The following is a 16,461-nucleotide window of genomic DNA, read 5'->3' as shown; positions in this document are numbered from 1 at the left end:
GCCTGCTCTCTTAAACTGACATGCAGATATATTTCATTTCAAGGTACTCTTCGATACCAAACTTAGACCCTTCGCGGCCTAATCCAGATGATTTAATGCCGCCAAAAGGCGCCACTTCTGTCGAGATCAATCCGGTGTTAACCCCCACCATGCCGTATTCCAAAGCTTCAGCGACCTTGTACACTAGCGAAATATCACGGCCATAAAAATACGCCGCTAAGCCAAATTCAGTGTCATTAGCCTGCTTAATCACATCATCCACTTCATCAAACTTAAACAAGGGGGCCAACGGACCAAAGGTTTCTTCGGTTGCCACTAACATCTCACGATTCACGCCCGTTAATATGGTCGGCTCGAAGAAATAGCCACCTAAAGCATGAGGTTTGCCACCGGCAATAATCTGCGCGCCTTTTGCTACTGCATCATCTAAATGACGCTGCACCTTTGCCACTGCATCTGCGTTAATTAATGGCCCTGTTGTCACGCCAGCGTCAGTACCTAAACCTACTTTGAGCTGAGTCACCGCCACGGCCAAACGTTTAGCAAACTCATCATAAACGCCCGCTTGCACATAAATGCGATTGGCACAGACACAGGTTTGACCGGCGTTGCGATATTTGGCGATCATTGCGCCTTCAACAGCGGCATTTATATCGGCATCGTTGAACACAATAAATGGCGCATTACCACCCAGTTCAAGTGACAATTTCTTTAACGTAGGAGCGCATTGCTCCATCAGTTTAATGCCTACTGGCGTTGAGCCCGTAAACGACAACTTACGCACAATAGGGCTTTCACACATGGCTTTACCAATGGCGATTGAGTCACCGGTCACCACGCTTAATACACCGGCAGGAATACCAGCACGTTCAGCTAGTTCGGCTAAAGCCAGTGCAGTAAACGGCGTTTGTGGCGCAGGTTTCACGACCATAGTACAACCCGCCGCCAGCGCTGGAGCCGCTTTACGGGTAATCATTGCCGCAGGAAAGTTCCATGGTGTAATTGCCGCGGTAACCCCTACAGGTTGTTTGATCACCGTAATGCGTTTATCCACTTGATGCCCAGGGATCGTCACGCCATAAATGCGTTTGGCTTCTTCTGCAAACCATTCAATAAAGGATGCTGCGTAACCCACTTCACCTTTGGCTTCAGCAAGCGGTTTGCCTTGCTCTGTGGTCATCAACAACGCTAAGTCATCGCTATGTTGATGGATTAACTCAAACCAACGACGCAACTTTTGGCCACGCTCCTTAGCCGTTAATGCACGCCAGGCAGGTAATGCCGCTTGTGCAGCATCGATAGCCGCAAGCGTTTCAGCACTGCCCATCACTGGGACATGGCCAATGACTTCATGGGTTGCTGGATTGGCTATCGCAATAGTTTGGCCATTGTCGGCATTGCGCCATTGCCCATTAATGTAGCACTGTTGACGTAATAAACTTGGATCGTTCAATTCCACAATATTCTCCTAAACTGACTCGCTGTACTCAACCTATTCGAACTCTATCTACCCGCACTGGACGTAGGTTAAATACCAAATTTATCTCTAAGGGTGTAATACCACGCACCTAGCGCACTAAATGGCACTCGTAGTGCATGTCCACCCGGGAAAGGGTAATGAGGTAACGCCGCAAAGGCATCAAACCGTGTGGCCTGGCCATTGAGCATTTCGGCTATGAGCTTACCCGCTAAATGAGTATAGGTAACACCATGACCGCTACAACCTTGGGAGTAATAAATATTGTCACCAATGCGGCCCACTTGGGGAAGGCGCGACAAGGTCATTAAAAAGTTACCGGTCCACGCATAATCAACCTTAACCCCTTTCAATTGCGGGAAGGTCTTTAATAACTTAGGCATAATCAAGGCTTCAATGTTGGCCGGATCGCGAGCACCATAAACCACGCCACCACCAAAAATAAGGCGTTTATCACCAGTAAGTCGGTAATAATCTAATAGGTAGTTACAGTCTTCAACGCAATAATCTTGCGGCAGTAGACTCGCCGCCATTTCATCGGATAATGGCTCAGTGGTAATCACTTGAGTGCCACAAGGCATGGATTTAGCTTGTAGCTCTGGCAATAATTTACCTAAATACGCATTACCAGCAACCACCACATATTTACAGTTAACTTGGCCTTGTGCTGTGTGTACAACCGGCGATGCACCGTCATCCACTTTAATGACCGCTGAATCTTCAAAAATTAGTCCACCGAGGGATTCCACTGCACGGGCTTCACCTAAAGCAAGGTTTAGCGGGTGAATATGTCCACCGCTTCTATCGAGTAAACCACCGACATAAATATCAGTATTGACTACGTTGCGAATGCCATCTTGGTCGAGTAACTCCAATTGGTTGTTATGACCATGAGCTTCCCACAATGATTTTTGACTCTGCAAATGGCCCATTTGCTTGGCATTCATGGCGGCAAAAACACCACCGTCTTTTAAGTCGCAATCAATGTTGTATTTGGCAATACGGTCACGGATAATCTGACCACCTTCGAACGCCATTTGACCAAATAACTTAGCTTGCTCTTTGCCGACAACGCCTTCAATAGAATCAATATCACGACTAAAAGAATTGACTATTTGGCCGCCGTTTCGACCGGAGGCTCCCCAGCCAATTCTTGCCGCTTCAAGCACCACCACTTTCATGCCGCTTTCTAATAAATGTAACGCAGAAGACAAGCCAGTATATCCAGCGCCGATAATGCAAACATCTGTTTCAATTGTAGATTCTAAGCGAGGACGCTCAACTTTATCATTAGCCGATGCAGCATAATATGAACTAGCATGAGGTGTGGCAGGCATAGCACTTCCTTTATAGGTTTAAAGCGTAATACAACTCACTCATCCTACACTTAAGCAAATTTAAACACTAGCATTTATCATATAATTTTTGACACTTTGTTGAATATATTAAACACCCATATCGCCAGAATACCTTAAATCAATTCTGAAAAATAAAAAGCCACACTGACATCAGCGTGGCTTCTATAGTCTGTTTATTCAGCGCTGTTATTCCATCGCTTCTTTAGCTTTTATCTCCGACCGACGCGCGAAATACCAAGACAAGAAGGCCACCAAAGACACGGCTAAAATAATAATCGTCGCTAGCGCGTTAATCTTAGGTGAAACCCCTAAACGCACTGACGAAAACACCACCATAGGCAAGGTTGTAGAACCCGGCCCTGAGGTAAAGCTGGCAATCACTAAGTCATCTAATGACAAGCTAAATGATAATAACCAGCCGGCGATAAGTGATGGCGCTATCATAGGGATAGTGATCAAAAAGAAGGTTTTTAATCGCGTTGCCCCCAAATCCATTGCAGCTTCTTCAATCGACAAATCCACTTCCCGCAGTCTTGACGACACCACCACCGCCACATAAGCGGCACAGAAAGTGGAATGGGCAATCCACACCGTAAACATGCCACGTTCAGTAGGCCAGCCAAAGGTCTCTGACATTTGTACAAATAGTAGTAACAAGGATAAACCGGTGATCACTTCAGGCATAACCAAAGGCGCGGTGATCATGTTAGACAAGGTTAACTTAGCCCATGACCGACGAAAACGAGTCATCACAAAGGCCGCCATCGTACCAATAATCACCGCCATGGTAGAGCTGTAAAAGGCGATGCGTAAACTGGTCCAGACGGCATTGAGTATTTGCTGATCCTCAAATAACTCACCATACCATTTAGCAGAAAAACCACCCCACACAGTCACTAATTTAGAGTCATTAAATGAATAAATGACCAAAATAAGCATTGGTGCATATAAAAACAGTAAACCCACCCACAACATCACTTTAGAGAAACTTAACTTCTTCATACCGCGTTCTCCATATTACGTGATTGATAACGATGGAATAAGGTTATCGGGATAATCAGTAACGCCAGCATCACAATCGCTAATGATGAAGCGACTGGCCAGTCGCGGTTATTAAAGAATTCTTGCCACAGCACTTTACCAATCATTAATGAGTCAGGGCCACCGAGCAATTCAGGAATAACGAACTCACCTACTGCAGGAATAAATACCAACATAGAGCCGGCTATGACCCCTCCCATAGATAATGGCAGGGTAATTTTCCAGAAGGTATTAATACTGCTGGAGCCTAAGTCTGAAGCCGCTTCAATTAAGCTTAAATCTAATTTCACCAAGGTGGCATAAAGTGGCAAAATCATAAACGGCAGGTAAGCGTAGATAATACCTATGTACACCGCAAAATTAGTATTGAGCATTTGAATCGGTTCTGAAATTACCCCTAACCAGGTCAAGGCATTATTAATTAAACCGTTGTTACTTAAAATACCCATCCAGGCATAAACGCGGATCAAAAATGAAGTCCACGACGGTAACATCACCAGAAGCAGCAATACCGCCTGTATTTTTACCGGGGCGCGGGCAATCGCGTAAGCCATGGGAAAACCAAGGACTAAACACCCAAGGGTCGCAATAAAGGCAATTTTTAATGATGAGAGGTAAGCCATATAATACATCGAATCTTGAAGTAACAATAAATAGTTACCCAGATTGACAAATATGTTGAGCGCCTCATCAACATAATTAAACGTTGGCTCGTAAGGTGGAATGGCAATCGCTGCAGTCGAAAAGCTCAGCTTTAATACAATGGCAAACGGTAAGGCAAAAAACAGCAACAACCACAGGTAAGGAATACCCATGGTGAGATGTCGACCTTTGAATAGCTTCAGTGGATTCTTCATGAGTTTAATACAACCCCGCTGGTGTCTTCCCAACTGATGTAAACCTCGTCTCCCCATGTAGGGTTATCGGAGCGGCGTTCACGGTTAATCATTGAGCATTGAACGATTTGGTTGTTTTCTAACTTAATGTAATACACCGACAAGCCACCAAGGTAGGCAATGTCGTGAACGACGCCATGAGCCCAGTTATATTCACGTTCGGGCTTCTGACGGCTAATAATGGTTTTTTCTGGGCGTAAGGCCAAAAATACATTTTTATTTTCTAGGCTGGTTGAAATACCGTGGCCAATATAAAATTGCTGCGATAAGGTCGGCGACTTAATAATCGCGTGATCGACTTCATCTTCAATGATTTCACCTTCAAATAAATTAACCGTACCAATAAATTCAGCCACCATGCGGCTAGCTGGCGCCTCGTAAATATCCATTGGACTGCCAGTTTGGGCAATCCAACCGTCATGCATAATCGAAATGCGTCCGGCCATGGTCATGGCTTCTTCCTGGTCATGGGTCACCATTACGCACGTTACGCCTACCGCTTCTAAAATATCGACCACTTCTAACTGCATTTGAGTACGCAGCTTTTTATCTAACGCGCCCATGGGTTCATCGAGTAATAGTAATTTGGGACGTTTTGCTAACGAGCGAGCCAAAGCGACACGCTGACGTTGTCCACCCGATAACTGATGCGGTTTACGTTTACCGTATTTTTCCATGTGCACCAGTTTCAGCATATCTTTGACGCGCACTTCAATATCGGCTTTGGGCATTTTGTCTTGCTTGAGTCCAAATGCAATATTTTGCTCAACTGTCATGTGCGGAAATAAGGCGTACGACTGGAACATCATATTAATCGGACGCTCATAAGGTGGCATATCAGTAATGTCGACACCATCAAGAAAAATACGTCCTTCGCTTGGCTTTTCAAAACCCGCTAAGATGCGCAGTAAGGTTGATTTACCAGAACCTGAACCGCCCAGCAGCGCAAATATTTCGCCACTGTTAATGGTAAGCGATACATCATCTACCGCACGCACATCATCGAAAAGTTTGCTTACGCGATCAATCCTAAGCAGTACTTTATCTTGCGTCTTTGTAGTGGGTTTATTGGTGACGCCCGAGGTGTTTACCATAATACTGCTCCGCCTTTTTGGAGTATGCGTACCGCAACAGAACAGCCTGTTTTAGGGCACGCGTAACAAACTGTTAAGTGGCTAAATGAGCCAATAAATACATCAATACTGCTATAAAAACAGGGCGAGGCTTCTCGCCCTGGTGCTAGTGAGTTAGATTATTGACCTGACTTCACTTTGGTCCAAGCACGTGTGACTACACGCTGAATTTTTAATGGACGAATATCACCAATGTATAATTTATCAATCACTGATTGTGGTGGATAAATGGCTGGATCGTTACGGATTGCTTCATCAACTAGCGCTTGCGCGGGAACGTTAGGGTTAGCGTAAGCAACATAGTTACTGATAGGGGCAATCACTTCAGGGCGAAGTAGATAGTTAATCAGTTTATGGGCGTTATCTACGTTAGTGGCATCTTTTGGAATGGCTAACATATCAAACCATAAGTTGGCGCCCTCTTTTGGAATAGAGTAACCAATCTTATTGCCGTTACCCGCTTCATCAGCACGTGCGGCAGCTTGGAACACGTCACCAGAGAAACCAAACGCGACACAGATATCACCGTTAGCTAAATCTGAAATATAACGCGATGAATGAAAGTAAGTGATGTAAGGACGCACTTTTTCCAATACTTCGGCGGCCTTTTGATAATCCGCAGGGTTTTTACTATTAGGATCTAAGCCTAAATAAATCAGTGCTTGAGGTAACATATCGTCGGCAGAATCTAACATCGAAAAACCACACGAGGCGATTTTCTCTGCATATTTTGGATTAAAAATAAGCTCTAAAGAATCAAATGGCGCATCTTCACCTAATACGGCTTTGACTTTGTCGATGTTATAGCCGATACCGTTGGTGCCCCATAGGTAAGGGATAGCGTGCTCGTTATCCGGATCCGCTTTTTGTAACTGCTTCATTAAATCAGGCTTTAAGTTGGCATAATTCGTCAGCTTAGCGCGATCTAACTTTTGAAAAGCACCCGCTTTAACTTGCTTAGCTAAAAAGTGATTAGACGGCACCACTATGTCATAGCCGCTGTGACCAGAAAGTAATTTTGCTTCAAGTACTTCATTACTATCAAACACATCATAAATAACACGGATACCGGTTTCTTTTTCAAAATTGGCTAGGGTATCTTCGGCAATATAATCCGACCAATTGTACATTTTAACCACTTCCTCGGCCTGAATAGCAGTGCTGGCAAACACGCCTGCTGTAATTAAGGCCAATGTGGATAGTTTTGTTAGTAGCTTCATACTTTCTCCTTGTTGGATAATGGTCAGCATGACACTGACATTCGTTTTTTTCGCTAGCCTTACCAGCGTGTAAAATCTTCTTTCTAATGAAAGAAATTATCCAATGCTACAACTTAACTATGCATCGGTATGGTTACAACAACATCGCTTTTCCCTTCAATATGAATGTTATCAACACATTTTCAATGATTAGATCCTTGCAATGCATTGGGTTAAACAATCACGATAAAACAATTACCATTCAGTTACTGAACCTTATTTAAGCGCTTTTACATACTGATAAGTATCATCTAGCGCATGCGTCGCTTTAGTGACTAGCTCGTCAATTTCAGCATGACTGATGGTCAACGGCGGCGAAATAATCATGGTGTCGCCGACTGAACGCATCACTAAACCGTGGGTGATACACGCATCGCGGCAATAGGTTCCCACGCCTACGTTGGCATCAAACCGCTGCCGTAACGATTTGTCTTTAACTAACTCGATGGCCGCAACCAAGCCGAGGCCGCGCACCTCACCCACTAATGGGTGTTGAGCTAATTGTTGTAAGCGCGACTGTAAATAAGGCGAAGTATCATTAGCCACACGTTCAACTAATTTTTCTCGCTCAATAATCGCAATATTCTCCAATGCCGCCGCCGCGGCAACTGGATGGCCAGAATAGGTAAAACCATGGGTAAACTCGCCACCATCTTGTTTGATTACGTCAGCCACTTTGTCTGCCACAATCACCCCGCCCATTGGCATGTAACCCGACGTCATGCCTTTAGCGATAGAAATAAGATCCGGTTGTAAATCAAAATACTCTGACGCAAACCATTTACCCGTGCGACCAAAACCGCTAATCACTTCATCAAGAATAAATAAAATATCGTATTTGGCTAAAATACGTTTTATTTCAGGCCAATAAGTTGACGGTGGAATAATGACTCCACCCGCACCTTGAAAAGGCTCAGCAATAAAAGCCGCTACATTGTCTTCGCCTAATTCAATAATTTTAGCTTCTAATTCCTGTGCAGTTTGTAATCCAAACGCTTCCACAGATAAATCTTTACCTTCGGCATACCAATAAGGTTGCGCGATATGCACCACACCAGGAATAGGTAAATCCCCCTGTTCATGCATGCCCGACATGCCGCCTAAACTGGCACCCGCAACGGTTGAACCATGATAAGCATTCACCCGACTGATGATGGTTTTCTTGCTCGGCTTGCCTTTTAAATCCCAGTAACGCCTCACCATGCGTAAATTGGTGTCGTTTGACTCAGAACCAGACCCCGTAAAAAAGACATTATTCATGTGAGCCGGTGCTAGCGAAGCAATTTTTTGAGCTAACTCAATAGCAGGAGGATGGGAGCATTGAAAAAAACTATTATAAAAAGGCAATTTCTGCATTTGTTGGCTGGCGGCATCCACAATAGACTGCCGACCATAGCCCACATTGACACACCATAAACCCGCCATGGCATCCAGCAGTTTATGACCCATGACATCCCACAAATACACCCCATCTGCCCGCTCTATCACCCGGGTTCCCTTTTGGGCTAACCCCTTTGAGTCGGTAAATGGGTGAATAAAATGCTGTTTGTCTGCAGTTTGCAGACGCTCAAGCTTGTGCTGCTGCTTCATCGCATCTGTCGATAATGGGTTTGTCATACTTATATCCTTTCAAGCAGATAGCAAACCCGTATGTATCTGCTATCTGCTGTTATCCACAAACATTCATAGTGTGAGCCAACGAGCTCAACCATCATTACACTGTTAGTAATAAGAACTCACGTTCCCACGAACTCACCACCCGTCTAAAGTTTTCAAGCTCCGCTTGTTTTACCGCCACAAAACCCGTGGTAAAGGATTGACCTAAATACTCAATACAGGCATCGCTGCTTTGCATGGCCACTAAGGCTTCTTCTAAGGTCAAAGGTAAGCAGTTGTCATTATTTGTTCGGCTATCGTTCGACTTACCTGTCACAGGTGTAGAAGGTTTTAAGTCATCAACCATACCGATATAACCACATAATAAGCTGGCAGCAATCGAGAGATAACAGTTAGCATCTGCACCCGGGATACGGTTTTCAATACGACGATTTTGTGGCGATGATTCAGGAATACGTAAACCACAGGTGCGATTTTCAACACCCCATTCAAGATTTACTGGCGCAGAGGTGCCTGGCAAAAAGCGACGGAAAGAGTTAGGACTTGGCGCCATTAACGGTAACAATTCAGGAATGTACTGCTGTAACCCTGCAATATAACTAAGGAATAATTTACTTTGAGTGCCATCTTCTTTGGTGAAAATGTTTTTACCGGTTTTAATATCAAGCACGCTTTGGTGAATGTGCATGGCACTGCCAGGCTCATCGGTAACGGGCTTAGCCATAAAGGTGGCACAAACATCATGTTTTAAGGCTGCTTCTTTCAATGTACGCTTAAAAATGAACACCTGATCGGCTAATGACAATGCATTACCGTGGCTGAAGTTAATCTCCATTTGCGCGGGACCGTCTTCATGGATCAAGGTATCAATATCTAACCCTTGGATTTCACACCAATCATACATGTCTTCAAACAGTGGATCGTATTCGTTAGCGGCGTCGATAGAGAAAGACTGACGTCCTGCTTCTGGGCGACCAGAACGCCCAATAGGCGGCTTAAGCGGTAAGTCATGATCGTCAGAACGTTTGGTGAGATAAAACTCCATTTCTGGTGCAATAACCGGTTGCCAACCTTTATCTTCATAAAGCTTAAGGACTTTCTTCAGCACGTTACGCGGTGATAATTCAATGGGATTGCCCATACGATCATAACAATCATGGATGACCTGGGCAGTAGCCTCAACGGTCCATGGCAACATAAACACCGCATTTTCGTCTGGTACGCAGACAAAATCGATATCAGCATCATCAAGAAGTTGATAATAAACATCCTCATTAATGAAATCACCTGTGACCGTTTGCAGTAATACGCTCTCAGGTAAACGCATGCCTTTTTCTGAGACAAACTTATCCACTGGGGCAATTTTGCCGCGCGCAATCCCTGTCATATCACTAATAACACATTCTACTTCGGTAATTTTTTTGTCTTTTAAAAAAGCGATTAACTTATCCATTTTTATCTCACTTGTGTTGCCGCATGATGTCTACAGGCCTGTCCGAATGCTTCGAAAATTGCAGTATAGAATGCATTTTCGGTTACTTTCCATTCAGGATGCCATTGGACACCTAATGCAAAATTTTTAGCATCTTTAACAGAAAATGCTTCCACTAATCCGTCTGGAGCAAATGCTTCTGGCTGCAACCCCTCACCTAGGCGCTCCACGCCTTGAGTATGAACAGAGTTAACCTCTGCAGTGTCACAGCCCCATGCATCGTGAAGGAGCCCACCCGCAACGAGATTAACTTGATGCGAAATACCATACTGCACATCTAATGGGGCTTTCTTATCTTCACTGTGTTCAATATATTTACCAACGTCATGTAGCTTCTGATACAAACTGCCGCCGAACACCACGTTCATCTCTTGAAAACCACGACAAATACCGAATACGGGGATCCCTGCATCAATGGCGGCTTTTATCAGCGGTAAGGTTGTTGCATCACGCTTAGGATCGTGATGAGTGCCGTCCTCACTAATAGGACCTTGGTAATGGTGAGGTTCAACATTCGATGGTGAGCCCGTAAAAAGGATACCGTCGAGACGAGCAAGAATAGCGTCAATGGGCAAATCGACACCAAGTGATGGGATCACCAAAGGGAACCCTTTCGCGCCATTGACCACACTCAACAAATATTTTTCACCCACAATGTTAAATGGATGCAGACCAATTTGCTGATTGCACGCTACTACCCCAATAAGAGGAAGACCTGACTGAGACATATCTCACCTTAAGCAAAGAATAGTGATGAACTTATCATTTACGTGTTCATTTTTTCACACACTACACGGATTTTTTTAGCTAGGCAAGAGGATAACTGAGGATAAAAACAATTTTTAATAAAAATAAATTAAAACACTTTAGAAACATACTGATAACTTTAAAATAGCCATAATGCCAAAAAAAACTATCTGACTGACTTTGCTTAAATCTCGCCAAAAAATGCGCCAAAATGGGGAGGGAATGCACAAAAAAAGGGAATGCATTGCTTAATATTCTTTACACAAGATAATAATGACATGCTAGGAATACCATCGAAAATAGATGAAACCCTAAAAATCATCAGCGACTAACTCGTTGGGAATAGCCTGATTTATTGATTATCTTACACTATTCCCTTAAGCCGTCGAGTTAGACATAAGCAGTAAAAGCTAAAGTGAAAACCGTTAAAAATCGGCTGAAGTGGTGGCACTCATTAACTGACAAGGCTGTTCAAATGGGTTACGAAATCGATGGGGGTGTTCACTATTAAAATAATAACTGTCACCTTTTTCAAGGATAAACACCTCTTCACCAACAGTCAGCTCAATCTTACCTTCAACAACGATGCCGCCCTCTTCACCCTTATGTTGCAGCATTTCAGCACCCGTATCAGCATTGACAGGATAAGTCTCACTCATCACCGACATTGCACGGTTTGGGTAGTCACGGCCGATAAGTTTATACACTAACTCACCGGTACCGATATCCAATAACTCATTACCACGGTAAACCACTTTCTGATCACCAATAGAGCCATCATCAATCGAGAAGAAATCTACCAATGACATCGGGATACCCGCTAACACTTTTTTAAGTGAACTCACCGATGGACTAACACTGTTTTTCTCAATCATTGAAATTGTACTGTTGGTAACCCCTGCACGCTTGGCTAACTCGCGTTGAGATAACCCTTTCAATTTGCGAACAGCTTTTAGGTTTGCACCAATATCCAAATTCGTTCTCCTAGTAAATGTTGACCCATGACTTGTTATTAAAGTGTTGCAGATTATTAACACTTTAACAAAAAAATGCTAGCGATCAAGCATGATAACTTGCTTAAATCAAAGCAATTGTATTTTACACTAAATAAGTGTTAAATAAAATGCACACCCTAGATGACTTACACTGCATCTGACTATTCATTTAAACGTTATGATTATAATCGCAATCAATAGCTTGGAGTATTTATGCCACGTAAATCCCCGATCCATAGCCAACACTACCCAGACTCCTTTTATGTGGCGACCGCAAAAGAGCTTTACTCGCATCCCAAGCTAACCGAACAGCTAACTGTCGATGTGTGTATTGTTGGCGGTGGATTTAGTGGCATTAATACCGCCATTGAACTCAGACAACGTGGCTACAGTGTCGCATTGCTCGAAGCTAAACGCATTGGCTGGGGCGCCTCGGGACGCAATGGTGGTGAGTTGATCCGTGGGATCGGTCATGACGCCACCCAGTTCCGTAATCAAATTGGCGACGAAGGCGTAAAAGCCATTCAGCAAATGGGTTTTGAAGCGGTTGATATCGTTACCGAGCGCATTGCCGAGCACAAAATCGATTGCGACTTACACATGGGTTATTGTGATTTAGCCGTAAAGCCACGGCACATGGATGATTTAGCGGCAGAATACCAAGATCTGAAAGACCAAGGTTATCAAAAATCAATCAAACTGCTTGATCGTTCGCAAATTGGTGACGTTATCGGTTCAGACTTTTACCAAGGCGCCTTGGTCGATATGGGCAGCGGACATTTACACCCACTTAATTTAGCCCTAGGCGAAGCACGTGTTGCACGTGAACTTGGTGCCCAATTATTTGAATACAGCGCCGCAGAAAAAATCATCAAGGGCAGTAAACCCAAAGTGATCACCGCCGAAGGTGAAGTGATCTGTGACTATCTGGTATTGGCAGGCAATGGTTATATCGGCAATACATTAAGCCCTTTTCTTGGCGGGAAAGTGTTGCCAACAGGCACCTATTTATTAGCCACAGAACCGTTAACCGAACAACAATGTGCCAGTGTTATTCCGCAAAATATGGCCTTTGCCGACATGCGTGTGGCGTTAGATTACTTCCACTTATCAGCAGACCGCCGCCTACTCTTTGGTGGTTTATGTACTTATTCAGGTAAAGACCCCAAAAATATTGAAGCTGAATTAAGGCCTAATCTTGAAAAGGTCTTCCCACAATTAAAAGGCATCAAAATTGATTATGAATGGGGTGGCATGATGGGTATCGGCGCCAATCGGATGCCGCAAATCGGCCGTTTACCTGACGCAGCCAACATCTACTTTGCCCAAGCCTATGCCGGCCATGGGGTGAACGCCACTCACATGGCCGCAAGGTTAATTGCTGAAGCGATTAGCCAGCAGTCACAGCGTATTGATGTGTTTAATGATATTAAGCACATGACCTTCCCCGGTGGACCTATGTTGCGATCGCCATTGCTGGCAGCAGGGATGTTGTACCACAGAATGAAGGATTTGCTTTAGGGTTGATGGATTTGCTGTGGGTTGGCAAAAGGGTCAACCTTTACATCTTTTTATGGCCTACGGCCACTAACGTCGTGGCGCTTCACCCACACCAGACTTTTCAAACTTCGTTTGAATTAAGATCGCAAGGTGAAACCTTGCGATCTTAAGCGTTAGTGGCCGCAGGCCATCACTTAAAAGACAAGCTAACTTAATTACAATTGCTGCAACCTTTGTGCATGCTGCATCAGTAAAGTGTCCAATACTTCAGGGCTTAAGCTAAATATTTGTACAATTTCTTCGCCAGTTTTAGAAACCGTTGCTTGCTTGTCTTCAAAAGTAATATGTAAACCTAACGCCTTTAACGTTTGCTGGTCATAACTATATAATGGCGTGTCTCGTTTACCTTTTAAGCCTGGCATCATCCCCAATACCGTGACAGCTTGATTGACCTTAACCATGTCAAAAAAGACGCGCTCGGCCTCTGCCCACGCCATAATATATTCAACCATACTTTTGTTGTACTTATGGAAGTCTTCCGAGCCGTATAATAGTGGTTGTAACACCCCACCATGCCAACCTAACAGGGCATCTTGTTTTATAGTCACTTCATCACTGGCGGTTACAACATAATTAGCACAAGATGACGCACAGACTTTATCAACTGTGACCTTTAATTTGTGCTGATATACCAACTCTCCTAATCGTATGCCAGCAAGTACATCTCCCCCACCACTGTTAATAATCAATGAGGTTATTTGAGTTGGACTATTTGCCATGCCTTGTTCAAAAGCGGCAACATTATCTGGATCAATTTCACCGCTATAATTAATGACAGAGGGCAATAAGGGGTCGATAACAAGGCTAAAAGGAGGTTGTTTACTTGCGCAACCAGTTAAGGTTAGCAGCATGGCTAGCAGTAGATAACGCATTCATATTCCATCATGATGTTGAGTTCGCAAGAAATTAGCATAACAAGTTCATTATTCACAAGTAAATAATGTAACGCCCTCGATAATATTGATTAATCAGACTCTAACTGAACATTATCGCCAGAGACTTATCATTGCAGGCTAGCTTTCGCGGTACAGGTCGTTCATTGGCATCTGAACCATATGGATTTGGGAAATGTCATTATGATGTCGGAAACATCATTGACCGTGCCATCACTACATTCGTGAATCCATTCACATCAGATCCCCATTGGAAGCGTTAGCATTTTCACTCTTTACTGTAAGATGAACCGAGGAACGCTAAAACTAAGTCAAAAGCAGGATCAATCCCCATGGCGACCTTTTCGCTTCTGTTGTTTAAGTCAATGGGGAAAATATTGCCGGAATGGCTGGGCCCAATTCTCTTATAAAAGAGTAAAGAGGGAACAGCCGTTGGTTTCCTCTTGGTCTGGTGTTGCAAAAATAAGCCACTCATTTTTTAAAGTACTAAAGGATCTGAAAAGCGTCAGGCAGCATTCTTTATTATAAAATAATTCACAATAAGAGAGGCTCATCTGTGTTAGGGCGAAACTATACTATGCTGAAACTTCCCTGTTTTTAGGAAACTTTTAACTTGCCTAATCACTTCGTCATTTCGCATAAGAAATGGGTGAGAAACGGGGAGAATTATGTGATCAGCCATCCCTTCCACCTTTGTGTTCTCGACTGACACCTTACCGTCATCAGGATTTGGAAGCATTTGAGAAAGTATTGGGTTAATAGTTGAACTGCCTGCTATTATTCCTACTGGATAGGTGACCGCCCCAAGTAAGTTTGGAACACTTGTTTTATCAGTACTTAATTCCATACCCGCTGGACCATTAATAAATTCAAAACCTGGAACATTTTTTAGTTTATCAACAACCTCACTTCCTTTATTCGGCGGACCTAGCATTACCACACGGCCTAGGCGTTCTAGTTTGTTATCGCTTAAATATTTACGTAACACAATCCCACCAAGAGAATGTGTCACAAAATTTATGATTACGTTAGGTTTACATTGAGCTATAGCATTAGGAAGGTAATCTGTGGCTATACTCTCAATATTATGCTGCGTTGATGGGTAGTCAAAATTCACGACGGTATAACCTGCCTCTTTAAGCTTCGTCTCCATTTTATTCATAGAGCTATCGGAACGAGCCATCCCATGAAGTAATACAACACACTCTTCAGACATAGAAAAAGAACTCCATAAGTACAAAATGAAACAAAATAATCTTATTTTCATACGCCATTCTCGATATTACGCCCTAACACTTGGGATAAGAACGAGGCTTCGCGCGGCCTATCCTTATTTGTTAGCTGCCATATTTTCTTTATAACTTCTTTCGCCGTAAGTGACGAGCCATCGCTTCTGTCGTCGGATATTTGGGTAAAACTAACCACAAAACAACATAAGCCAATACAGGAATCGCAAAAAACAAGCTAGTTAACAAAAATGCTAACCTAATGCCGTTTTTTCGCAAATTATAATATTCCGCAATACCTGAACAAACTCCAGCAAGAATCGCGGATTCTCCACGAGTTAGAACTTTTATATTATCTAGACTTTCCATGCCACATCCATATTAATCGGTATGTTTTATGCTATAAGAATTTGCTTTTTTTGATGCTGAATCTGGGCTGTAGAGCAGTTTTAAACAGAATATATTGCGTGATTTGTATGTATTCCATTGAAATTCCCTTGTCATTGTAGTGTTCCATCACATCTTTTTAAGTCTAGCTGATTCAATGAGGATAATATACTCGATTGAGTCAGCATTTGGCTCCGCGCAGCGGCTTAGTTCAACGCCTAATTAACAGGCAAAAAATTGTTGGCTAAAATAAGTGAACGGAGTGAACAAAAAGTCAACGGTTTTTTGTTCCGTTTAAAGTCTCTTGTTGAACGAAGCCGCTCTGCGGCAGAAAAGATAAAAACACATCTTTAGCCCCATCATAAATACTTACTAGACCC

The 16,461-nt window shown here is 43.4% G+C and carries 14 protein-coding genes; 1 reads left to right on the top strand and 13 read right to left on the bottom strand.

Translation table 11 applies throughout. From position 1 onward, the window contains the following. Positions 1-10 precede the first annotated feature (10 nt). From gabD to AAEZ02_RS18335, 10 genes are all read right to left on the bottom strand, one after another. On the bottom strand, positions 11-1,459 hold the full coding sequence (gene gabD, locus AAEZ02_RS18380) for an NADP-dependent succinate-semialdehyde dehydrogenase (RefSeq protein ID WP_351124321.1): 1,449 nt from the start codon (positions 1,457-1,459) through the stop codon (positions 11-13). Positions 1,460-1,527: 68 nt separating this feature from the next. Further along, positions 1,528-2,814: an NAD(P)/FAD-dependent oxidoreductase gene (locus tag AAEZ02_RS18375; protein WP_124012282.1), complete on the bottom strand. Its 1,287-nt coding sequence runs from the start codon at positions 2,812-2,814 to the stop codon at positions 1,528-1,530. Positions 2,815-3,021: 207 nt separating this feature from the next. Beyond that, complete coding sequence (locus AAEZ02_RS18370; protein WP_101034471.1) at positions 3,022-3,837, bottom strand: ABC transporter permease subunit; 816 nt, start codon at positions 3,835-3,837, stop codon at positions 3,022-3,024. Then, complete coding sequence (locus tag AAEZ02_RS18365) at positions 3,834-4,733, bottom strand: ABC transporter permease subunit (RefSeq protein ID WP_124012283.1); 900 nt, start codon at positions 4,731-4,733, stop codon at positions 3,834-3,836. The genes AAEZ02_RS18370 and AAEZ02_RS18365 overlap by 4 nt, the downstream gene beginning before the upstream one ends. Continuing rightward, positions 4,730-5,866: a polyamine ABC transporter ATP-binding protein gene (potA, locus tag AAEZ02_RS18360; RefSeq protein ID WP_101034469.1), complete on the bottom strand. Its 1,137-nt coding sequence runs from the start codon at positions 5,864-5,866 to the stop codon at positions 4,730-4,732. The genes AAEZ02_RS18365 and potA overlap by 4 nt, the downstream gene beginning before the upstream one ends. Positions 5,867-6,024: 158 nt before the next feature. After that, positions 6,025-7,125 carry a polyamine ABC transporter substrate-binding protein gene (locus AAEZ02_RS18355; protein WP_124012284.1) on the bottom strand — a complete coding sequence of 367 codons (1,101 nt, stop codon included), beginning with the start codon at positions 7,123-7,125 and terminating at the stop codon, positions 6,025-6,027. Positions 7,126-7,380: 255 nt separating this feature from the next. Continuing rightward, positions 7,381-8,781: an aspartate aminotransferase family protein gene (locus AAEZ02_RS18350; protein ID WP_206191824.1), complete on the bottom strand. Its 1,401-nt coding sequence runs from the start codon at positions 8,779-8,781 to the stop codon at positions 7,381-7,383. A gap of 97 nt (positions 8,782-8,878) precedes the next feature. Continuing rightward, positions 8,879-10,234, bottom strand: a complete 1,356-nt coding sequence (locus AAEZ02_RS18345) for a glutamine synthetase family protein (RefSeq protein WP_124012285.1) — start codon at positions 10,232-10,234, stop codon at positions 8,879-8,881. 2 nt (positions 10,235-10,236) lie between these two features. Next, complete coding sequence (locus AAEZ02_RS18340; protein WP_124012286.1) at positions 10,237-11,001, bottom strand: gamma-glutamyl-gamma-aminobutyrate hydrolase family protein; 765 nt, start codon at positions 10,999-11,001, stop codon at positions 10,237-10,239. Between the two features lie 444 nt (positions 11,002-11,445). Next, positions 11,446-11,994, bottom strand: coding sequence for a cupin domain-containing protein (locus AAEZ02_RS18335; RefSeq protein ID WP_101034465.1), 549 nt, complete (start codon positions 11,992-11,994; stop codon positions 11,446-11,448). A gap of 234 nt (positions 11,995-12,228) precedes the next feature. Between AAEZ02_RS18335 and AAEZ02_RS18330 the strand changes: the two genes are divergently transcribed. After that, positions 12,229-13,536, top strand: coding sequence for an NAD(P)/FAD-dependent oxidoreductase (locus tag AAEZ02_RS18330; RefSeq protein WP_124012287.1), 1,308 nt, complete (start codon positions 12,229-12,231; stop codon positions 13,534-13,536). A gap of 194 nt (positions 13,537-13,730) precedes the next feature. Here the strand turns inward: AAEZ02_RS18330 and AAEZ02_RS18325 are convergent, their stop codons facing one another. The 3 genes from AAEZ02_RS18325 to AAEZ02_RS18315 form a co-directional block, all read right to left on the bottom strand. After that, positions 13,731-14,447 (bottom strand): hypothetical protein, encoded by a 717-nt coding sequence (locus AAEZ02_RS18325; protein WP_124012288.1) that lies wholly within the window; start codon positions 14,445-14,447, stop codon positions 13,731-13,733. A gap of 580 nt (positions 14,448-15,027) precedes the next feature. Next, the gene (locus tag AAEZ02_RS18320) at positions 15,028-15,684 is read right to left on the bottom strand and encodes a lipase family protein (RefSeq protein ID WP_157822266.1); all 657 of its coding nucleotides are present in this window, start codon (positions 15,682-15,684) and stop codon (positions 15,028-15,030) included. 139 nt (positions 15,685-15,823) lie between these two features. Further along, positions 15,824-16,063, bottom strand: a complete 240-nt coding sequence (locus AAEZ02_RS18315) for a PspC domain-containing protein (RefSeq protein ID WP_124012289.1) — start codon at positions 16,061-16,063, stop codon at positions 15,824-15,826. Between the last annotated feature and the right edge of the window lie 398 nt (positions 16,064-16,461).

Origin of the sequence: Shewanella sp. T24-MNA-CIBAN-0130 (genome assembly GCF_040310185.1) — a bacterium.
Lineage (GTDB): Bacteria > Pseudomonadota > Gammaproteobacteria > Enterobacterales > Shewanellaceae > Shewanella > Shewanella psychromarinicola.
The sequence above is the reverse complement of the archived record's forward strand: the minus strand, read 5'-3'. Positions and strand labels throughout refer to the sequence as shown.